Source organism: Fusibacter fontis, assembly GCF_055378735.1.
Genome location: NZ_AP042445.1, coordinates 1,803,161 through 1,823,686, shown reverse-complemented (window position 1 = coordinate 1,823,686; position 20,526 = coordinate 1,803,161). Strand labels below are relative to the sequence as shown.

Annotated in this window: 12 protein-coding genes, 15 tRNA genes and 3 rRNA genes; 29 read left to right on the top strand and 1 reads right to left on the bottom strand. The window is 39.9% G+C overall.

The window, feature by feature from the left end; translation table 11 throughout:
• Positions 1 to 11 precede the first annotated feature (11 nt).
• Together ACZ41W_RS08235 and ACZ41W_RS08230 are read left to right on the top strand one after the other, a co-directional pair.
• Positions 12 to 791 (top strand): dihydroorotate dehydrogenase electron transfer subunit, encoded by a 780-nt coding sequence (locus ACZ41W_RS08235; RefSeq protein WP_464311498.1) that lies wholly within the window; start codon positions 12 to 14, stop codon positions 789 to 791.
• Positions 784 to 1,791: a dihydroorotate dehydrogenase gene (locus ACZ41W_RS08230; protein ID WP_464311497.1), complete on the top strand. Its 1,008-nt coding sequence runs from the start codon at positions 784 to 786 to the stop codon at positions 1,789 to 1,791. The genes ACZ41W_RS08235 and ACZ41W_RS08230 overlap by 8 nt, the downstream gene beginning before the upstream one ends.
• 190 nt (positions 1,792 to 1,981) lie before the next feature.
• Here ACZ41W_RS08230 and ACZ41W_RS08225 read toward each other — a convergent pair whose 3' ends face one another.
• On the bottom strand, positions 1,982 to 2,641 hold the full coding sequence (locus ACZ41W_RS08225; RefSeq protein ID WP_464311496.1) for a YczE/YyaS/YitT family protein: 660 nt from the start codon (positions 2,639 to 2,641) through the stop codon (positions 1,982 to 1,984).
• A gap of 1,004 nt (positions 2,642 to 3,645) precedes the next feature.
• On the opposite strand from ACZ41W_RS08225, the gene ACZ41W_RS08220 reads away from it, so the two are divergent.
• The 27 genes from ACZ41W_RS08220 (at position 3,646) to ACZ41W_RS08090 (ending at position 20,516) form a co-directional block, all read left to right on the top strand.
• A 16S ribosomal RNA gene (locus ACZ41W_RS08220) occupies positions 3,646 to 5,179 on the top strand.
• A 210-nt stretch (positions 5,180 to 5,389) separates the two neighbouring features.
• Positions 5,390 to 5,465: transfer RNA gene (locus tag ACZ41W_RS08215), tRNA-Ala, on the top strand.
• Between the two features lie 172 nt (positions 5,466 to 5,637).
• Positions 5,638 to 8,553 (top strand): 23S ribosomal RNA (locus ACZ41W_RS08210).
• A gap of 183 nt (positions 8,554 to 8,736) precedes the next feature.
• Positions 8,737 to 8,853: ribosomal RNA gene (gene rrf, locus ACZ41W_RS08205) — 5S ribosomal RNA — on the top strand.
• The 16S, 23S and 5S rRNA genes sit together here with 15 tRNA genes alongside, the layout of an rRNA operon.
• Before the next feature lie 116 nt (positions 8,854 to 8,969).
• Positions 8,970 to 9,044: transfer RNA gene (locus ACZ41W_RS08200), tRNA-Asn, on the top strand.
• Positions 9,045 to 9,054: 10 nt separating this feature from the next.
• Positions 9,055 to 9,141 (top strand) — tRNA-Leu (locus ACZ41W_RS08195).
• A gap of 16 nt (positions 9,142 to 9,157) precedes the next feature.
• Positions 9,158 to 9,232 (top strand) — tRNA-Met (locus tag ACZ41W_RS08190).
• A gap of 10 nt (positions 9,233 to 9,242) precedes the next feature.
• Positions 9,243 to 9,319 (top strand) — tRNA-Met (locus ACZ41W_RS08185).
• A gap of 10 nt (positions 9,320 to 9,329) precedes the next feature.
• Positions 9,330 to 9,404 (top strand) — tRNA-Glu (locus ACZ41W_RS08180).
• A 118-nt stretch (positions 9,405 to 9,522) separates the two neighbouring features.
• Positions 9,523 to 9,598 (top strand) — tRNA-Val (locus ACZ41W_RS08175).
• A gap of 94 nt (positions 9,599 to 9,692) precedes the next feature.
• Positions 9,693 to 9,769, top strand: a tRNA-Asp gene (locus ACZ41W_RS08170).
• A gap of 5 nt (positions 9,770 to 9,774) precedes the next feature.
• Positions 9,775 to 9,850, top strand: a tRNA-Thr gene (locus ACZ41W_RS08165).
• A gap of 10 nt (positions 9,851 to 9,860) precedes the next feature.
• Positions 9,861 to 9,945: transfer RNA gene (locus tag ACZ41W_RS08160), tRNA-Tyr, on the top strand.
• A 16-nt stretch (positions 9,946 to 9,961) separates the two neighbouring features.
• Positions 9,962 to 10,036: transfer RNA gene (locus tag ACZ41W_RS08155), tRNA-Gly, on the top strand.
• A 9-nt stretch (positions 10,037 to 10,045) separates the two neighbouring features.
• Positions 10,046 to 10,122: transfer RNA gene (locus ACZ41W_RS08150), tRNA-Arg, on the top strand.
• Positions 10,123 to 10,125: 3 nt separating this feature from the next.
• Positions 10,126 to 10,214 (top strand) — tRNA-Ser (locus ACZ41W_RS08145).
• Positions 10,215 to 10,224: 10 nt separating this feature from the next.
• Positions 10,225 to 10,301: transfer RNA gene (locus tag ACZ41W_RS08140), tRNA-Ile, on the top strand.
• 29 nt (positions 10,302 to 10,330) lie between these two features.
• A tRNA-Phe gene (locus tag ACZ41W_RS08135) sits at positions 10,331 to 10,406 on the top strand.
• Between the two features lie 192 nt (positions 10,407 to 10,598).
• Positions 10,599 to 11,213, top strand: coding sequence for a chorismate mutase (locus ACZ41W_RS08130; RefSeq protein WP_464311495.1), 615 nt, complete (start codon positions 10,599 to 10,601; stop codon positions 11,211 to 11,213).
• A 396-nt stretch (positions 11,214 to 11,609) separates the two neighbouring features.
• On the top strand, positions 11,610 to 12,905 hold the full coding sequence (gene cdaA, locus ACZ41W_RS08125; RefSeq protein ID WP_464311494.1) for a diadenylate cyclase CdaA: 1,296 nt from the start codon (positions 11,610 to 11,612) through the stop codon (positions 12,903 to 12,905).
• Positions 12,892 to 14,211 carry a CdaR family protein gene (locus ACZ41W_RS08120; RefSeq protein WP_464311493.1) on the top strand — a complete coding sequence of 440 codons (1,320 nt, stop codon included), beginning with the start codon at positions 12,892 to 12,894 and terminating at the stop codon, positions 14,209 to 14,211. Before cdaA ends, ACZ41W_RS08120 begins: the two co-directional genes overlap by 14 nt.
• A 25-nt stretch (positions 14,212 to 14,236) precedes the next feature.
• Entirely contained in the window at positions 14,237 to 15,946 is a 1,710-nt protein-coding gene (locus tag ACZ41W_RS08115) for a sigma-54 interaction domain-containing protein (protein ID WP_464311492.1), read from the top strand.
• Between the two features lie 299 nt (positions 15,947 to 16,245).
• Entirely contained in the window at positions 16,246 to 17,337 is a 1,092-nt protein-coding gene (gene buk, locus ACZ41W_RS08110) for a butyrate kinase (protein ID WP_464311491.1), read from the top strand.
• Complete coding sequence (locus tag ACZ41W_RS08105; protein ID WP_464311490.1) at positions 17,330 to 18,235, top strand: phosphate butyryltransferase; 906 nt, start codon at positions 17,330 to 17,332, stop codon at positions 18,233 to 18,235. Before buk (ACZ41W_RS08110) ends, ACZ41W_RS08105 begins: the two co-directional genes overlap by 8 nt.
• Positions 18,236 to 18,275: 40 nt before the next feature.
• A complete protein-coding gene (gene buk, locus ACZ41W_RS08100) occupies positions 18,276 to 19,349 on the top strand; it encodes a butyrate kinase (RefSeq protein ID WP_464311489.1) in 1,074 nt (357 codons plus the stop codon).
• A gap of 213 nt (positions 19,350 to 19,562) precedes the next feature.
• On the top strand, positions 19,563 to 20,249 hold the full coding sequence (locus ACZ41W_RS08095) for an ATP-binding protein (protein WP_464311488.1): 687 nt from the start codon (positions 19,563 to 19,565) through the stop codon (positions 20,247 to 20,249).
• A 51-nt stretch (positions 20,250 to 20,300) separates the two neighbouring features.
• Positions 20,301 to 20,516, top strand: a complete 216-nt coding sequence (locus ACZ41W_RS08090; protein WP_464311487.1) for a 4Fe-4S dicluster domain-containing protein — start codon at positions 20,301 to 20,303, stop codon at positions 20,514 to 20,516.
• Positions 20,517 to 20,526 lie beyond the last annotated feature (10 nt).

Here is a 20,526-nt window from a genome sequence, read left to right as displayed (position 1 = left end):
AGGAGAATGACATGAAATTTAATGGGAAAGTTACGATCCTCAGTAAACAATGGTTACAGACAGATGTATTTCAAATAACAGTGAGTAGACCTGAACAAATGGAAGCAATTCAACCGGGACAATTTTTCAATTTCATAACCTCTAATTCCGGATTGCCACTACTAAGAAGACCAATATCCGTTAGTTACTTTGATCAAAATTCAATTGAGTTTACCATCAAAGTAATCGGAGAAGGAACGCGTCTTTTATCGCAATTTGAAGTTGGTCAAGAGGTAGAAATGATGGGACCACTTGGAAATGGATTTGAGATACTACCAGCAAAATCTATTCTCATTGTTGGCGGCGGCATTGGAGTTGCACCCGTTAAAGGTCTATACCAAAAATGGCCGGAAGAAAATACTCAAATAGATGTCATCCTAGGGTACCGTGAAACTCCTTATTTAGAAGAATCGTTTAATCGTCCGAATCAAACTATTACCGTTGTTTCAGAAAAAGATTCACGTTATAGAAATGGTTATGTTACAGAACCATTTGTAGAAAAAATAAAGGAAACTCAATACGACATGATTTATGCATGTGGACCAGAAATTATGCTTAAATCACTGGCTAAAATATGCGCAGACCACAATATTCCGATTCAACTTTTGATGGAAGAAAAAATGGCTTGTGGGATTGGGGCTTGCCTCGTCTGTACTTGTAAAGTTAAGAAGAATGATTTTGAGTATAAACATGTACGCACGTGTAAGGAAGGTCCCATGTTCTATGGGAGCGAGGTGATTTTTAATGAATAATCCGATCAAACAGCAATTTTTTACTGGCGACAAAGGGAATGAGAGTTTCGATCAAACAGTGGAAACAAAATCTGTGTCATCTGAGAAAAAAATAGATTTATCAGTGGATCTCAACGGATTAATTCTAAAAAATCCAGTGACAGTGGCATCGGGTACTTATGGATTTGGACGAGAATATGCGGAATACATTGATCTTAATACTTTGAGTGCAATATCAGTAAAAGGACTGACATTAGAACCCCGTGAAGGAAATGAAGGAACGCGAATGTCAGAAACACCGATGGGTATGATTAACAGTGTAGGTCTTCAAAATCCAGGAGTCCACGCTTTTATAAAAGAAGAAATCCCTTTTTTAAGGCGTTTTGATCTTAAAATCATAGCCAATATCAACGGAAACACGATTGATGAGTACTGCGAAATGGCGAGAATTCTGTCTAAAGCAGATGTGGATTCATTAGAGCTGAATATTTCATGCCCAAATGTAAAAAACGGCGGACTTGCATTTGGAACAAACCCAACTGTTGTCAGAGAAATTGTGAAAAAAGTGCGACAAGTGACGGATAAACATTTAATTGTAAAGCTCTCTCCCAATGTAACTGATATCAAAGAGATTGCAAAAATTGTTGAAAGTGAAGGTGCAAATTGTATCTCAATGATTAACACGGTGGCTGGAATGGTGATAGATATTGAAAAGCGTAAGCCCGTTCTGATGCGAGGAAGTGGAGGACTGTCTGGACCAGCTATAAAGCCAATTGCAGTTAAACTTATACACGATGTTTATAATGCCGTAAACATTCCAATCCTAGGAATGGGGGGAATCATGAATGAACGCGATGCAATTGAATTCATTTTAGCGGGAGCATCTGCCATTGCCATTGGAACAGGAAACTTTGTGAATCCGAATGCACCAATAGAGGTTTTAGAGGGTATTCAGGATTATCTAGATCGAAAAGGGTACAATTGCTTGAGCGACCTAACAGGAAATTTAAACACATTTTAGATTGCAAATAAAAAAACGAACGATTTCAATAAAATGCAGCTTATTGAAATGCAGTTCGTTTTATTTTTTATATAGATTTACATTCCAACTCGAAATTAATGAACAATCACTAGTAATGAAAACTCAAATACGATGAAAACTCAGTTACTAATGATGCAAATATAGATTTTGTATTCTTAAATCGATACAACTAAGAGTTAGAGTTTGAGGCCAATAAATCCGTTAAAACCATTTGTTTAGTCATTTTTGGATTGAAAGAATGGAATGTGAAAATAGCATTTAATATAACACCACCTCCAAAAGCGTTTAACAATGTTCCAATGCCAAATGCGCCACCGAGGAGAATTCCAGTCGTAACAATAGTCACTTCAATGATTGGGCGAATAATAGACACATTAACACCTGTAATTTTGACTAGACCTACTAACAAGCCATCACGAGGACCTGCACCTAATTCACAGCTTAAATACAAATAAATACCATAATTGAAGAGAAAAGTTCCTAATAATAGATAGATGATTTGAAGTGCGAGGGATTGAGTTGCAGGAATGATGTTTAAGTCTGTCATAACATCAACGAAGAAGCCAATGAAAAACATGTTCAAGAGGGTTCCGATTCCTGGATAGATTTTTAAAAAAAGTGAAAAAATTATAATCACAATACCCGTAACTTGAGAAACGACCCCGAAAGTTACTCCGGTATTAAGGGAAACACCCTGATGAAAGGTACCCCACGGGTTCATTCCGAGATTTGATTGTATGGTCAATACAGTTCCAAAAGCAATTACTAAGAAACCTAGAAATAATTTGGGAAGTCTAAAAAAACTCTTTTTAATGAGAGCTGTATTCATGGATGAACTCCTTTTAATAGTAATAAAATAATTTAGCGTATACAGCATACAGAAAAAATGCTAGTACAGTTTCTGTTAAGCAAAGTGATGCAAATTAATTCGACACGCGAATTAATTTAATATAAACATATCACAAATTAAGGTTTGAAGAAAGCAATAATTGAAGAAATTGCATAATAACCTTGTGCAGTGCGAGAATCATGTATTAGTAAATTAAAATGGCTCAATCACGCTATTTCAAAAATTGGGATTCTCACAAATTAGATTTATACAATCTTCTAAATTATAATCAGTATGGATGAATTGAATCATTTTATATGGAATTATTTCAAATGTGCCCAAATTTCTGAAAGTACAATTTTGTTCAGTATATCTTAAGTAGCTATTAGATATATCATAGAATAGCTACTAAATATATCCTTAAGTAGCTACTTAATAGATCCTTAAGTAACTACTTAAAAAGATCACAAATATAAGGTTAGAAAATTGTTTATAAATTGATGCATCGAATTATTATAGATTCTTAGCGATAAGTTATCAATTTTAAGAACTATATAATGAAGATTTTTGAACGTTGTTTTCTAGGAAAAAGACTGAATAATCTTTTTTTATTTTTACTGTTGACATCATTTTTAGGATTTGGTATTATAAACAAGCGCCTAAGAGCGGTACTCAAAATCAGTTCTTATTCGCTGAAATTAAATGAAAAAATCTCAAATAAAGATATTGACATCTGGATGAAACGATGTTAATATAAAACAGTCGTCTCAAGCAATTGAGAACGATTACAAGAGATCAACCAGGACCTTGAAAATTGAATAGCGCAAATGAAAAAAACCAAAAAACGCAATTCTTTTGAAGAGTCGAGTTAGAGCAATTTAATGAGACACTCCAAAGAAAAGTATAAAAACAACTAAACAGTTGTTTCCGGATAAACTTTGCAAGAAGTTTATACAAAAAAGCAAGTTAGCTCATTTATGAGATAACAGGCAAACTTTAAAATTAATTTTAAGAGTTTGATCCTGGCTCAGGATGAACGCTGGCGGCGTGCCTAACACATGCAAGTCGAGCGAGATTAAGTGGAGTGAGGACTTCGGTCTAAGTGAAGCTTATGAAAGCGGCGGACGGGTGAGTAACGCGTGGGCAACCTGCCCCATACAAAGGGATAGCCACTGGAAACGGTGATTAATACCTTATAAGTCGGTAGCATCGCATGATGTAGTCGACAAAGATTTATCGGTATGGGATGGGCCCGCGTCTGATTAGCTAGTTGGTGAGGTAACGGCTCACCAAGGCGACGATCAGTAGCCGACCTGAGAGGGTGATCGGCCACACTGGAACTGAGACACGGTCCAGACTCCTACGGGAGGCAGCAGTGGGGAATATTGCACAATGGGCGCAAGCCTGATGCAGCAACGCCGCGTGAGTGAAGAAGGCCTTCGGGTTGTAAAACTCTGTCCTATGGGAAGAAACAAATGACGGTACCATAGGAGGAAGCCCCGGCTAACTACGTGCCAGCAGCCGCGGTAATACGTAGGGGGCAAGCGTTATCCGGAATCACTGGGCGTAAAGGGTGCGTAGGTGGCTTATCAAGCCAGAGGTGAAAGGCATTGGCTCAACCAATGTAAGCCTTTGGAACTGATTAGCTTGAGTGCAGGAGAGGTAAGTGGAATTCCTAGTGTAGAGGTGAAATTCGTAGATATTAGGAGGAACACCAGTGGCGAAGGCGACTTACTGGACTGTAACTGACACTGAGGCACGAAAGCGTGGGTAGCGAACAGGATTAGATACCCTGGTAGTCCACGCCGTAAACGATGAATACTAGGTGTCGGGTGTCAAAGCTCGGTGCCGCAGCAAACGCATTAAGTATTCCGCCTGGGGAGTACGCACGCAAGTGTGAAACTCAAAGGAATTGACGGGGACCCGCACAAGCAGCGGAGCATGTGGTTTAATTCGAAGCAACGCGAAGAACCTTACCAGATCTTGACATCTCTCTGACCGATCCTTAGCCGGATCTTTCCTTCGGGACAGAGAAGACAGGTGGTGCATGGTTGTCGTCAGCTCGTGTCGTGAGATGTTGGGTTAAGTCCCGCAACGAGCGCAACCCTTGTGTTTAGTTGCAAACAGGTTAAGCTGTGCACTCTAAACAGACTGCCGTGGATAACACGGAGGAAGGTGGGGATGACGTCAAATCATCATGCCCCTTATGATCTGGGCTACACACGTGCTACAATGGTCGGTACAACGGGCAGCGAAAGAGCAATCTGGAGCGAATCCTAAAAAGCCGATCCCAGTTCGGATTGTGGGCTGAAACTCGCCCACATGAAGTTGGAGTTGCTAGTAATCGCGAATCAGAATGTCGCGGTGAATGCGTTCCCGGGTCTTGTACACACCGCCCGTCACACCATGGAAGTTGGGGGCGCCCGAAGCCAGTGGTCCAACCCGTAAGGGAGGAAGCTGTCGAAGATGAAATCAATGACTGGGGTGAAGTCGTAACAAGGTAGCCGTATCGGAAGGTGCGGCTGGATCACCTCCTTTCTAAGGAGAAATAGACATTTGCGCTGTTCAATTTTGAGGGTCTTGTGACTGCTTAAAGATAAGAGATTATCAAAGAGTGGAAATAAGAACTTCATAAATGAATAGAAAACGATGGTTCACATAAAGAGCCGAAAGTGTGTGAGGATAAGCCCTCCTGGAAACTACGTTTCCCACGTCGGGTTCGATAAAATGTGAAACATTTTATCTCATGGGGGTTTAGCTCAGCTGGGAGAGCACCTGCCTTGCACGCAGGGGGTCAAGAGTTCGAATCTCTTAATCTCCACCATGAATCACATGTCTTTAAAGGATATGTGATTAAAAAATCGTACCTTGAAAATTGCATATAGAGAAGACATGAAAAAAGTGTAAAAAAAGATCGAATGATGACACAGTAAGTCACAACGCTCTAGAAACTAACGTTTCTCACGAGCGCATGATGACATTACGTGCCACATGTAGGTCAAGTTAATAAGAGCATAGGGCGAATGCCTTGGCACTAGGAGCCGAAGAAGGACGTGGTAAGCTGCGAAAAGCTACGGGGAGCTGCAAGCAAGTGTAGATCCGTAGATGTCCGAATGGGGAAACCCGGCTGGAGTAATGTCCAGTCATCCATAGCTGAATACATAGGCTATAGGAAGGGAACTCGGGGAACTGAAACATCTAAGTACCCGAAGGAAGAGAAAACAAAAGTGATTTCCAGAGTAGTGGCGAGCGAAATGGAAAGAGCCCAAACCTGAGTCTTCGGACGAAGGGGTGTGGACAGTCAACAAAGCAAAGCTGTATCTTAGCAGAACTACTTGGGAAAGTAGGCCGAAGAGTGTGAGAGCCACGTAAGCGAAAAGAGAAGGTATGCGAGACTGATCCGGAGTACCACGAAACACGAGAAATTTTGTGGGAAGCAGGCAGGACCATCTGCCAAGGCTAAATACTACCTAGTGACCGATAGAGAATAGTACCGTGAGGGAAAGGTGAAAAGAACCCCGAGAGGGGAGTGAAAAGAACCTGAAACCCTATGTTTACAAGCAATGGAAGTTCGTTAAAGAACGACCATGTACTTTTTGTAGAACGGGCCAACGAGTTACGTTATGCAGCAAGGTTAAGTTCTTCAGGAACGGAGCCGCAGCGAAAGCGAGTCTGAAAAGGGCGAATAAGTTGTATGGCGTAGACCCGAAACCGGGTGACCTATCCATGTGCAGGGTGAAGCGAGGGTAAAACCTCTTGGAGGCCCGAACCCATATCTGTTGAAAAAGGTTGGGATGACATGTGGATAGCGGAGAAATTCCAATCGAACCCGGAGATAGCTGGTTCTCCTCGAAATAGCTTTAGGGCTAGCCTTGAGGTAAAGAGATACGGGGGTAGAGCACTGAATGACCTAGGGGCTTTCACCGGCTACCGAAGTCTATCAAACTCCGAATACCGATATCTTATACTCAGGAGTCAGACTGTGTGTGATAAGATTCATAGTCAAAAGGGAAACAGCCCAGACCATCAGCTAAGGTCCCAAAATGTAAGTTAAGTGGAAAAGGATGTGGAATTGCACAGACAACTAGGATGTTGGCTTAGAAGCAGCCATACATTTAAAGAGTGCGTAATAGCTCACTAGTCGAGTGATTCTGCGCCGAAGATTACCGGGGCTAAAACTTACTACCGAAGCTATGGAATTGCTTAGGCAATTGGTAGAGGAGCATTGTATACGGGGCGAAGCAAGATCGTAAGGACTTGTGGACTGTATAGAAGAGAGAATGTTGGCATGAGTAACGAGAGACGGGTGAGAATCCCGTCCGCCGAAAACCCAAGGTTTCCTGAGGAAGGTTCGTCCGCTCAGGGTAAGTCAGGGCCTAAGCCGAGGACGAAAGTCGTAGGCGATGGACAACAGGTAAAGATTCCTGTACCACCGAGAACCGTTTGAGAGAGGGAATGACACAGGAGGTTATGCTAAGCGCACGATTGGTTGAGTGCGTCCAAGCAACGAGTCTGAGAGGTAGGCAAATCCGCCTCTTGTAAGGGTGAGTTGTGATGGGGAGTGAAAATAGTAGCGAAGTAGCAGATATCACACTGTCAAGAAAAGTTTCTATCGAGGGAGCAGGTGCCTGTACCGTAAACCGACACAGGTGGGAGAGTAGAAAATACTAAGGCGAGCGAGAAAACTATTGTTAAGGAACTCGGCAAAATGACCCCGTAACTTCGGGAGAAGGGGTGCCGACTCAGGTTCAGAGCTAGAGTCGGCCGCAGAGGATAGGTCCAAGCGACTGTTTACCAAAAACACAGGTCTCTGCTAAATCGAAAGATGATGTATAGGGGCTGACGCCTGCCCGGTGCTGGAAGGTTAAGGGGAAGTGTTAGAGCAATCGAAGCACAGAACTGAAGCCCCAGTAAACGGCGGCCGTAACTATAACGGTCCTAAGGTAGCGAAATTCCTTGTCGGGTAAGTTCCGACCCGCACGAAAGGCGTAACGATTTGGACGCTGTCTCAACAATAGACTCGGTGAAATTGTAGTACCGGTAAAGATGCCGGTTACCCGCAGCTAGACGGAAAGACCCCGTGGAGCTTTACTGCAGCTTGGCACTGGATAATGGTATATCATGTACAGGATAGGTGGGAGACTGAGAAGTTAGGACGCTAGTCTTAGCGGAGTCGCCGTTGGGATACCACTCTTGATATAACGTTATTCTAACTATGACCAGTTACCCTGGTTTAGGACAATGTCAGGTGGGCAGTTTGACTGGGGCGGTCGCCTCCTAAAGAGTAACGGAGGCGCCTAAAGGTTCCCTCAGCGCGGTTGGAAATCGCGCGAAGAGTGTAAAGGCAAAAGGGAGCTTGACTGCGAGAGAGACATTTCGAGCAGGTACGAAAGTAGAGCTTAGTGATCCGGTGGCACCGCATGGAAGGGCCATCGCTCAACGGATAAAAGCTACCCCGGGGATAACAGGCTTATCTCCCCCAAGAGTCCACATCGACGGGGAGGTTTGGCACCTCGATGTCGGCTCGTCTCATCCTGGGGCTGAAGTAGGTCCCAAGGGTTGGGCTGTTCGCCCATTAAAGAGGCACGCGAGCTGGGTTCAGAACGTCGTGAGACAGTTCGGTCCCTATCTGCTGTGGGCGTAGGAAATTTGAGAGGAGCTGTCCTTAGTACGAGAGGACCGGGATGGACGAACCGCTGGTGGATCAGTTGTCATGCCAATGGCACAGCTGAGTAGCTAAGTTCGGACGGGATAAGCGCTGAAGGCATCTAAGCGCGAAGCCCCCCTCAAGATGAGATTTCCCATCCAGAAATGGAGTAAGATCCCATGAAGATAATGTGGTAATAGGCCTGAGGTGTAAGTGCAGTAATGCATTCAGCTGACAGGTACTAATAGATCGAGGACTTGACCTAACGATCCAAACACTTTTGAATGAACCTCTATATGTGATTTTCAGGGTCTGATGACCTAGGGTATAATAACCTTGTGCCTAGTCAGTTTTTCTACGAAAAACCGACCTACGGCAAATTTTACTACGTGCCTAGTCAATTTGCTTCGCAAACCGACCTACGGCTGAAATTGTAAACAATTTCATATCTAGTGATGATGGCGGAGGGGAAACACCTGTTCCCATACCGAACACAGAAGTAAAGTCCTCCAGCGTCGATGGTACTTGGCGGGTAGCTGCCTGGGAGAGTAGAACGTCGCTAGTTTGTTCTTTAAGAACTAAAAAGTATTCCAAGGTAGCTCAACAATCATGGAGCAAAGCGAAATGTGATGTTTATAAGTGATTGTTACACCGAAGAATATGAAATGCTTTTAAAAGTATTCCAAGGTAGCTCAACGGTGGAGCACTCGGCTGTTAACCGATAGGCTGAGGGTTCGAATCCCTCCCTTGGAGCCATTTTAAACGTGCCGTGGTGGCGGAACTGGCAGACGCACAGGACTTAAAATCCTGCGGTGGCGACACCGTACCGGTTCGATTCCGGTCCTCGGCACCAATTTTATATTTATTATCGCGGAGTGGAGCAGTGGCAGCTCGTTGGGCTCATAACCCAAAGGCCGTAGGTTCGAATCCTGCCTCCGCAACCATGTTTATTATGGCGGCGTAGCTTAGTTGGCTAGAGCGTCCGGTTCATACCCGGAAGGTCGGTGGTTCGAATCCGCCCGCCGCTACCATTTTAATCATGGCCCCTTGGTCAAGCGGTCAAGACACCGCCCTTTCACGGCGGTAACAGGGGTTCGATTCCCCTAGGGGTCACCATTTATGTTTTACGAAGTATAACAGTCGACGTTAAATTCGAAGAATTTTAGGAGACTAACGAAGTAAAACAGTCAATGTTCCGTTGACAATTTGAAGAAAACGAGAGTTTTTTTCACATGGAAGTTTAGCTCAGCTGGGAGAGCATCTGCCTTACAAGCAGAGGGTCATAGGTTCGATCCCTATAACTTCCACCATTTTCAGTTTTGTATTTCAAAACTGCCCGACGTATGCAACTTGGTTGCTAGGAGGGAACTTGTACATCAATAATGTACGAGTAATCATTATTGCGGTCCAGTAGTTCAGTTGGTTAGAACGCTAGCCTGTCACGCTAGAGGTCGAGGGTTCGAGTCCCTTCTGGATCGCCATTTATGCCGGTGTAGCTCAATTGGTAGAGCAACTGACTTGTAATCAGTAGGTCGCGGGTTCGAGTCCCATCACCGGCTCCATTTTATGACTGGAGGGGTTCCCGAGTGGCCAAAGGGGGCGGACTGTAAATCCGTTATCGACGATTTCGAAGGTTCGAATCCTTCTCCCTCCACCATTTAATTAATCATTTTGCGGAAGTGGCTCAGTGGTAGAGCATCGCCTTGCCAAGGCGAGGGTCGCGAGTTCGAATCTCGTCTTCCGCTCCAATTTTATAAGCGTTCGTAGCTCAACTGGATAGAGCACCGCCCTTCTAAGGCGGGGGTTTGGGGTTCGAGTCCCTACGGACGCGCCATATGGAGAGGTACCGAAGCGGTCATAACGGGGCGGTCTTGAAAACCGTTAGGGTGCAAGCCCACGTGGGTTCGAATCCCACCCTCTCCGCCAATTCTAATGTGGGCGTATAGCTCAGCTGGTTAGAGCGCACGCCTGATAAGCGTGAGGTCGGTGGTTCGAGTCCACTTATGCCCACCACATTAATTATGAGAGTATAACTCTCACATGCCCAGATAGCTCAGTCGGTAGAGCAGGGGACTGAAAATCCCCGTGTCGGTGGTTCGATTCCGCCTCTGGGCACCATATTAAGATCAATGATTAAGAATTCTTAGTCGTTGGTCTTTTATTTTTTTGATATAATGATAGTAATCAATCTAACAAATTGTAAAAAAGTAAAAAATTAGAGAAAATAAAATTATTAATTGAACAATAACTAAATGGAATAGTTGAAAAAAGAATTAATTGCACATTCATTGGATAAATAGGGAGCAGTTTATGAGTAAAGAAAAGAAAAGCCAATCGAAATTACGAACCAGTCAAGGTAATAACAATCAAGGCACAAACAACCACGATATGAACAAGCACGATATGAACAACCACAATATAAGTAATCAGGTTGAATATCAAGTAGGTATGACAAACCATCATACGGATGCGTTAGATCAAAATGAAGGGGATTCAAATAATAAAAGTGGTCGTTTAAATTTTGAGAATTCTAATCTCAGCCAGGTTCAAAATATGCAGACTTATAGATTTGAAATTGACCGCATCGATCAAATACTTATTGAAAATATTATTAAAAGATTTATAGTAACGGATCAAGTGGGTATGTATAAAAAGATTCATGAAATGACAGTGAGTGATAGTAGTAGAGAGCAAGCAATATATATGAAAAATCGCGAAAGAGTGAATTCTTTTTTTGCAAGTATAAACGAAAATAATTTTATTGATTTAGTAACGAACCTAGATACAATAAATGACTCAGATACTCTGTCTTTGGATGATCAGATAAGTCAATTAAAATTAGAAATTATGGAAATTATAGATAAGTTATATGAAATTATAATAGCGAATAGTGTCATGAGGCAGGATAAAATTTTGAATCAATAAAAACAGTAATCAATAGAGAAGCAATTATCAATAGAAAAGTTATTATCAATTGAAAAACAGTCATTGATAAAAAGAGCTTCATCGAGATAAGTACTATTATCATGAAGATAAAACTCGTAACAAAATGAATATTAAGTAGAGTATGACGTCTGGATACTATTCAATTTTATTGAGCAAGCAACTAATTTATCTATAGTTGATTACAAATTTATTACGATTCAATATTAAACGGAATGCAGCAATTTAAATGTAGTATACTGTACTTTGAGACATCACAATTTCATAACAACAAAAATTTTGAAGGCATTAGAATCAATTTGATCTAAAACTCGTCTGTGTATTTGTGGCAAAATGATCAATTGGAGTTAATTATAGATTGGTGAAAAGGAGAAAAATATGGAAGTAGTCAATTCATTTATTGATGTTATAATGGCAAACATCGCAGAGATTAGAATAAATTATATCATTGATATTGGAATTATTGCGATTGTGTTTTATAAGCTTCTTGGTTTGATTAAAGAGACGAGAGCAGAGCAACTTGTGAAAGGGTTTATTATTATTTTGGTAATATCCAAACTGAGCGGTTGGGCGAAACTCTATGCAATCAATTACATTTTACAGAGTACGTTTACTATCGGCTTAATCGCACTGGTTATTTTGTTTCAACCTGAGTTAAGAAAAGCCCTTGAGCATTTAGGGCGCTCACAGTGGTTAATTTCAGGCAATAAGAAAACAACTGAGTTAGAAATGACTCAATCCATAAATGAAATAGTTGATGCTGTGGGTGTCATGTCTAGAAAAAAAATTGGTGCACTCATTGTAATTGAGAGAACAATCGGGATTAATGATATCGTAGAAACGGGGACAGTTGTAGATGCTCAAATTGGGGCAGATTTATTAATGAATATTTTCTATCCAAAATCTCCATTACATGATGGAGCGGTAGTGATAAAAAATAATCGTTTAATGGCCGCAGGATGTCTTCTTCCATTATCTTCAAACAAGTATATCAGTAAAGAATTAGGAACAAGGCATCGCGCTGCAATGGGAATGACAGAAAGTTCAGACGCAATGATTATCATAGTTTCTGAAGAAACGGGTGCTATTTCCATGGCGATTGAGGGCAAATTACAACGGTTTTTAGATACGGGATCTTTAAGAGAATTAATGAAACAACACATGGATTCGGAAAAAGAACGAGTTGATAAAAGTAAAGCCAATGGAATAAAAGATGATAAAAATAGAAGCGAAATTAGTTTGAGCGATGAGGTGAATGGGAACGATAAGACAACTCAAAAGAAACGAAAACTCTTGTTTGCTAAAAAAGAAGGTCAATCAAACTCTCGAAACCATTTTGGATTTTTAAGACGAAATGATTTTAATAGCAATATAAATGAAATGCAATTTCTAAGCTCAGAAGTAGATGAATGGCCAGATATTATAGTTGGGGGGCATGTTGTTGTTTCAGATAACCTTGAGACTATCCAGACTTTAGATAATAAGACTATCCAGACTTTAGATAATAAGGCTATCCAGAATTCAGATAATAAGGCTATCCAGACTTTAGATAATGAGACCATTCAGAATTCTGAAAATGAGACTATCCAAAATTCAAATAAGATGAATTTAATTTCCAAGAGTTCATTGAATAAAGTAAAAATGGATGGAGGAGATTATAATGAAAACAAATAAAAACACTCCTCGAAAAGGTTTAACAAGACAAAGAATCGCGAATAAAATTCATCGAAATTGGATTGACATTATTTGGAACTTACCGAAACAGCTTTTTGCTCAAAACACCGGAACAAAGTTACTTTCTTTGACTCTTGCGATTTTATTCTGGTTTTTTGTCATGGATCACGTCGACCCTGAAATAACGAGAGTTTTCGAAAATGTACCGATTCAACTCATTAATACACAAGAACTGGATCAAAATAATTTAAAAATTATGAATCAAAGTGATTACTTTGTTGATGTTGAAGTTGTTGGTCGAAGAAATAAGGTATTGAATTTAAATGCTAAATCGATATATTTATGGGCTGATTTAAGATCTGTAAGCAATGGTGTAAACAAAATTTTCGTGAATAGTTCAGTGAATTCAGATTCAATCAGCATCAAATTGCTGTCACCAAAGGAGATCGTATTTACAATTGATCGTGTCATTTCTGTTGCGAAGCCAGTAAAAATTGTGATTTCAGATGATTTTAGAGAGTCATTGTATCAAGAGTCAATGGAGTTAGAACCATTTGAAATAAATGTAGTCGGACCTGAAAGTTTAGTCAATTCTGTTGAAAACTTAGTTGGAACGATTTCTGTCAATGCAATTAGTGAAGATTATTCTAGAGAGGTAACATTATCTCCTTATAATAAGGATGGTGCTCTTGTTAATGGTGTGAATTTAGAACAGAATACAACTCAGTTGAGTTTGAAAATTGGAAAAGTTCAAGAGTATGACATCGTTACTGAGATTCAAGGCAGTCCCAAAGATGGATATGAGGTGGTTTCCGCAACTGTAACACCAGCAAAGATCAAAGTGAGAGGTCAAATTGAGAAGATGGTGGGCATTGAAAATATAAAGGCGAGTACAATTGAGTTACTTGGAGACGAATCAGAGACCATCATTATAGAGAAAGATCTCCTTTTACCTGAGGGTGTTGAAGCTGAATCTGGAAGTCATACAGTGCAAATAGAACTTGTAATTGAACCTGTTGAGATTAAAGAATTTACCTATCAGTGGGAAGAGATTGAGTTGAAACATTTGAACACGGCATTTAAAGCGGAGTGGATGAATAGCGAAAACGGAATACAAATTAAAGTTAAAGATGTTGCATCTAAATTGGTCGACTTAAAAAAAGAAGATATCATCCCGTATATTGATTTTTCAAACGTTTTGTCCGAAGGTGAATATCGTTTAAAAGTGAATCTACCAAATAATTTGCAGTTTAAAGAAATTATAATTGAACCTATTAGCTTGGATCTTCAAATATCAGAAAAATAGTCATTTATTGAGAGTGGGATATCACATGCGAAAAGATTTTGAAAAAATACTAGATGCTACACATGATGCGATGATTGCTGTTGATATGGACGGTGTAATAACGATTTTTAATAAATCAGCTGAACGATTAACTGGTAAAAGGGCTCATGATGTCATTGGTAAAAAAGTGACTGAAGTAATTGAAAATACAAGGCTTCCCATTATTTTAAAGACGGGCAAGTCGGAACTCAATCAACAACAGCCGCTGAATGATATTACTATCATAACGAATAGAATGCCTGTTTTAGATGATGATGGAGTCATAATTGGGGCAATTGCAGTATTTAGAGACATCTCTGAAGTGTCAGAACTCGCAGAAAAAATCACGAATTTGAGTGAAATTCGCGAAACTTTAGAGGCGACAATTAATGCGACACAGGATGCGATATCAGTTGTAAATGAGCATGGAATTGGTACAATCATCAATCCTGCCTATACTCGAATGACTGGATATACTGAAAGTGATGTTATCGGAAAAGATTGCACAGTCGATTTAGCTGAGGGCGAAAGTGTTCATAAGGAAGTTTTAAAAACAGGTCTTCCGGTCAAGGGGAAGAAATTAAAAGTTGGACATATGAAAAAAGAAGTCATCGCAGAAGCTGCGCCTATTATTGTTAAGGGTGTGCTGAAAGGTTCGGTTGCGATTATTCATGATTTAACAGAAATTAATGCGATTTATGAGCGCTTAGACCAAGCAAAGCAAATTATTCGTAATCTGGAAGCGAAATATACATTTGATGATATAGTCGGAACAAGTGATATTTTGCAGAGTGCAATTGAGAAAGCCAAGATAGCTGCTGAAACACCTGCAACAGTGATTATTCGCGGTGAAAGCGGGACAGGTAAAGAATTATTTGCCCATGCGATTCACAACGCTTCAAATCGAAGATATTCGCAATTTGTGAGAGTCAATTGTGCGGCTATAAATGATAACTTACTTGAAAGTGAATTGTTTGGTTATGAGGAAGGTGCATTTACTGGTGCATCAAAAGGTGGCAAAATTGGACTTTTTGAAAAAGCAAATGGTGGCACTATTTTTTTAGATGAAATTGGCGAATTAAGTTTAAATACGCAAGCAAAACTCTTGCGTGTCTTACAAGAAAAAGAAATTTTGAGAGTTGGAAGTAATAAACCTAAGTCGATTGACGTACGAATTATTTCTGCAACAAATGTTGATTTAGAAACAGCAATCGTTGAAAAGCGTTTTCGCCAAGACTTATATTATCGATTAAACGTAGTTCCAATTGATATTCCAGCTTTAAGAGAACATAAATCTGATATTCCAGCACTGGTGAAATACTTAATCAATAAATACAATCAAGAGTATGGTCGAAATGTAGAAGATATAGAAATTCAAGCTCTTCATTATATCATGGAACAGAATTGGTATGGGAATGTCAGAGAGCTTGAAAATTTTATTGGACGCGCAATGATTAATATAAAAATGCATGAGAATATCATTTCAATGGCGCATTTACCAGTGATGTTGGAAAAGAGTACAATACCTCATGCATCCGATGCAAGTGACAATCGAGATGAAAATCTGGTACTTGCAGAAAATATTAAAAAATTTGAGAAATCATTTATACAATCTGTATTAGCAATGAATGGTGGAAATCGCGAAATGACAGCTCAGGTTTTAGGAATCTCATTGAGATCACTTTATTACAAGATGAAAGATTTAGATATTCGGTGACTTGGCAATAAGCATCAAATAGCAGATGCAGAAGATGAAGAAGATGAAGAACTATATTCAATGGTATTCGGTGCAACAATTTGCATTGAATAAAAAGTGTGTGCATAATTTTGCATGCACTTTTTTGCATTTCACTGAAGAAATGTCTATATGAATGCTGTGTTTTTTTTGTACGCATTTGTAACCTTTGAAATGACAGCACTTTGACGCAAGTTGTGATATTGTGTTTTTATGATATATTGCTCATTTTGGCACGGAACTTGCGTATTATTAATTGAGACTTTGTATGGAGGTATTTCATGAAACGTGAATTGGTATTAGTCATCAATCCAGGTTCGACATCGACTAAAATTGCGGTATATCGCGGCACTGAGCAATTGGCTCAAGAAAATTTAAGCCATGATACATGTAAACTTGATGAGTTTGCAAAAATTACAGATCAATACGACTACCGCAAAGAAATGATTGTAGCATGGATGAAAGAAAAACAGTTTGATCCGTGTCAATTACTTGCAGTTGTCGGAAGAGGCGGTCTTCTACGTCCGATGCCAAGTGGTGCCTATAAGGTAACCGATGCAATGGTAAAAGATCTCATCGTTGGAATTCAAGGCGAACACGCATCAAATTTAGGTGGTATGATTGCAGATGCGGTGGCAAAAGAGCAGGGAATTGATGCCTATATTGTTGATCCTGTTGCTGTGGATGAATTTGAACCGCTTGCAAGAGTATCGGGAATTCCGCAAATTAAACGTAAATCATTGGTACATGCACTTAATATAAAAGCAATTGCACATCGCGTTGCAGATGAAAAACAAGTAAAATTGGAGTCACTAAATTTGATTGTCGCACATTTAGGTGGTGGTATTTCCATTGTTCCAATGAAAAATGGCAAAATAATCGATGCAAATAATGCCAATGAGATGGGACCATTTTCACCAGAAAGAGCAGGGGGATTACCGGTTGGCGATGTTGCCAAAATGTGTTTCTCTGGTAAATACTCAGCGGATGAAATGAAAAAGAAAATGCGTGGTAAAGGCGGAATGACGGCTTATTTGGGAACAAATGACGGACGAGAAGCATTAAAACGCATTGAAGCAGGAGATGAATACGCAAAACTGATATACGATGCTATGGCATATCAAATTGCAAAAGAGATCGGTGCAGTTGCAACGGTACTTGAAGGTAAAGTGGATGCAATTGTATTGACAGGCGGCGTGGCATATTCTAAATACTTGACAGATTATGTAGAAAATATGGTTTCATTTATTGCACCCGTGATTGTTAAAGCAGGCGAAGATGAGATGGAAGCGTTAAACTTAGGCGTTTTACGCGTGCTCAATGGTGAAGAAACTGCAAAAATATATGAAAATGAGGTATCTTTCAATGATTAAAAATTTTGATGAATTGTTGCAATTAGCAGTTGAAAAGGGTCCTAAAAGAATTTCGGTTGCATGTGCACAAGATGATGACGTACTTAAAGCCATTAAAGCAGCGTATGATCAAGGCATTGTGAATGGCTATTTAGTAGGAGATGAAGTAGAAATTAGAAAAATTGCTCAAGATATTCAGTTGGATTTGAGTGCTTTTGAAGTGATTGATATTAAAGATATGGCCGAAGCATCTTTAAAAGCGGTTGAATTAGTGTCTTCTGGAAAAGCTGATTTGGTCATGAAGGGACTTGTGGATACTTCCATTGTTTTAAAAGCCGTGTTAAATAAAGAGGTGGGTCTAAGAACAGGAAATGTACTTAGTCACGTGGCAATCTTTGATGTACCAACCTATCATAAAATATTATTGGTGACAGATGCTGCGATGAACATTGCGCCTGACTTAAATACGAAGAAACAAATTATTGAGAATACATTATTCGTGACAAAAGCGCTCAATATTGATATGCCAAATGTGGGTGTGATTGCTGCGAAAGAAAAAGTAACTGAATCAATGCCGGCAACAGTAGATGCAGGTGAACTGGTTAAAATGAATAAAGAAGGACAACTAACTGGCTGTCATGTAGGCGGACCATTTGCACTTGATAATGCAGTGTCAAAGGAAGCAGCAGAAATTAAAGGCATTAAAGACCCTATGGCTGGCGATGTGGATGTACTTTTATGTCCGACAATTGAAGCTGGAAATGTACTCTGTAAAGCACTTAATTTTCTTGGAAATGCAAAATCTGCTGGAATTATTGTCGGAGCTAAAGCACCCATCGTTTTAACTTCAAGAGCAGATTCGGATGATTCAAAACTCAATTCAATTGCACTTGGCGTATTGATGTCATCCATTCAATAATTCGTGATTTTCAATTATAAAAGAACAGAGGAGGCAGTAAATGGAAGTATTTAGAATACTGGCGGTTAACCCAGGTTCAACGTCGACAAAAATCGCAATCTACGATAATGAAAAAGAAGTTTTTGAGATGACGTTGAGACACTCTAATGAAGAAATTGATCGTTATGAAAAAATATCAGATCAATATGATTTTAGAAAAGAGGTTATTCTAACGGCACTAAATGAAAATGGCATTAATTTGACTAAATTGAGTGCAGTTGTCGGAAGAGGCGGATTACTTAAGCCAATTCAAGGTGGTACTTATGCGGTTAATGAGAAGATGTTGGCTGATTTAAAAGAAGCAGCACGTGGCGAACACGCATCAAATCTAGGCGGCATGATTGCACATGAAATTGCAAATCATCTCAATATCCCTTCTTTTATTGTCGATCCAGTTGTTGTGGATGAAATGCAGGCAGTAGCAAGAATTTCCGGTATGCCTGAAATTGAAAGAATTTCAATTTTTCATGCTTTAAATCAGAAAGCTGTTGCGAGAAGATTTGCAGATGAAAAAGGAAAAAAATACACAGATATTAATTTGATTGTTGCGCATCTAGGTGGTGGAATTTCTGTAGGCGCTCACGAGAAAGGCCGCATTATTGATGTTAATAATGCACTTGATGGTGAAGGTCCATTTTCACCAGAGCGTTCTGGCGGATTACCAGTTGGCGATTTAGCAAAGATGTGTTTTTCTGGTAAGTATACACATGCGGATATTAAAAAACTCATCAAAGGAAAAGGTGGCTTAGTTGCTTATCTTGGAACGAATGATGGTCGCGATGTTGTAAAAATGATTGAAAGTGGCGATAAACATGCAGAGCTTATTTTCGAAGCAATGGCATATCAAGTTGCGAAAGAAATCGGAAGTTGTGCAGCTGTTCTAAAAGGCAATGTGGATGGCATTATTTTAACGGGTGGATTAGCATATGGTGCATTGTTGACATCTTGGATCAAACAACGTGTTGAATTCATCTCAGAAGTGACTGTTTATCCAGGTGAAGATGAGATGATTGCACTTGCACAAGGTGGCTTGCGTGTACTCAGAAAAGAAGAGGAAGCATTAATCTACGAGTAATCAAGAATCTAAGAGTAATTATGAATCTGCGAGTAATCAAGAATCTAAGAGTAATTATGAATCTGCGAGTAATTATGAATTTAAGAGTGCTTATGAATCTATGAGTGATTTATAAATCATGAGTCATGAATCTTCAATGATTCACTGTAATGCAAACCAAATAAGATATTAGACGATAGAATTTCAATAGATGAAATCAGAAAGGGTGAAGAAATGACTTTAGATTTAACAAAAGATGCAAGAATCCGAATTATAATAGGACACTATGGAAGCGGCAAAACTGAATTTGCAGTTAATTATGCAATGGAACTCAGTAAGCAGACTCAAAACATAGCGCTTTGCGATTTAGATATTGTCAATCCCTATTTTAGATCTAGAGAAAAAGCGACCCTGCTTGAAGAAAATCAGATTCAGGTTATTTCAGGCGCTCGTGGACACGACGCGAATCTAGATGTGCCGATGCTCTCCCCAAGTATTTTGGCACCACTTCAAGATGAAACTAAACAAGTCATTTTAGACGTCGGCGGAGATGCTGTGGGCGCGAGAGTTTTAGCGAGATTTGCGGCATTTTTCAAGCCTGGTCAATATGACATGTTCTTTGTCCTCAATGCGAACCGAAAAGAGACGCAAGAGGTGATGGATGTCATATCACATATTCGAAATATAGAAGATACTGTTGGAGCAAAAGTAACAGGTATCATAAATAATACGCATTTGTTAAGAGAGACAAGTGCTGAAGATGTAATCAAAGGTCAACAATTAGCGTTGGAAGTTTCGCGTGCAACCCATATTCCCATTAAATACATCAGTACACTGGAAAAGGTTACCCACCATTTACCGTTGAATCTGGAAGGACAGGTCTTCCAGATTAAGATGTATATGAGAGAAGAATGGATGTAGTGAACTTCGAAAGCACCCCATTGGATTAAATACGTAGAGGAGGAATTAAACGTGGCTAAAGGAAAAGTTACTTTTAATGAAGACATTTGTAAAGGCTGTGGACTATGTACAACAGCTTGCCCTGTAAAAATAGTTGTGATGGATACGTCTAAGATCAATAAAAAGGGTTTTCACCCTGCAACTGTGAAAGAAATGGACAAATGTATCGGTTGTGCGAATTGCGCAATGATGTGTCCGGATTCAGTAATAACTGTAGAAAGATTATAGGGAGGTAAAA

Coding starts and splice junctions, on each gene's coding strand:
- ACZ41W_RS08095 (WP_464311488.1), top strand. CDS start 19,563: ATGACTTTAGATTTAACAAAAGATGCAAGAATCCGAATTATAATAGGA.
- ACZ41W_RS08120 (WP_464311493.1), top strand. CDS start 12,892: ATGAAAACAAATAAAAACACTCCTCGAAAAGGTTTAACAAGACAAAGA.
- buk (WP_464311489.1), top strand. CDS start 18,276: ATGGAAGTATTTAGAATACTGGCGGTTAACCCAGGTTCAACGTCGACA.
- ACZ41W_RS08235 (WP_464311498.1), top strand. CDS start 12: ATGAAATTTAATGGGAAAGTTACGATCCTCAGTAAACAATGGTTACAG.
- ACZ41W_RS08105 (WP_464311490.1), top strand. CDS start 17,330: ATGATTAAAAATTTTGATGAATTGTTGCAATTAGCAGTTGAAAAGGGT.
- ACZ41W_RS08130 (WP_464311495.1), top strand. CDS start 10,599: ATGAGTAAAGAAAAGAAAAGCCAATCGAAATTACGAACCAGTCAAGGT.
- cdaA (WP_464311494.1), top strand. CDS start 11,610: ATGGAAGTAGTCAATTCATTTATTGATGTTATAATGGCAAACATCGCA.
- buk (WP_464311491.1), top strand. CDS start 16,246: ATGAAACGTGAATTGGTATTAGTCATCAATCCAGGTTCGACATCGACT.
- ACZ41W_RS08230 (WP_464311497.1), top strand. CDS start 784: ATGAATAATCCGATCAAACAGCAATTTTTTACTGGCGACAAAGGGAAT.
- ACZ41W_RS08115 (WP_464311492.1), top strand. CDS start 14,237: ATGCGAAAAGATTTTGAAAAAATACTAGATGCTACACATGATGCGATG.
- ACZ41W_RS08225 (WP_464311496.1), bottom strand. CDS start 2,641: ATGAATACAGCTCTCATTAAAAAGAGTTTTTTTAGACTTCCCAAATTA.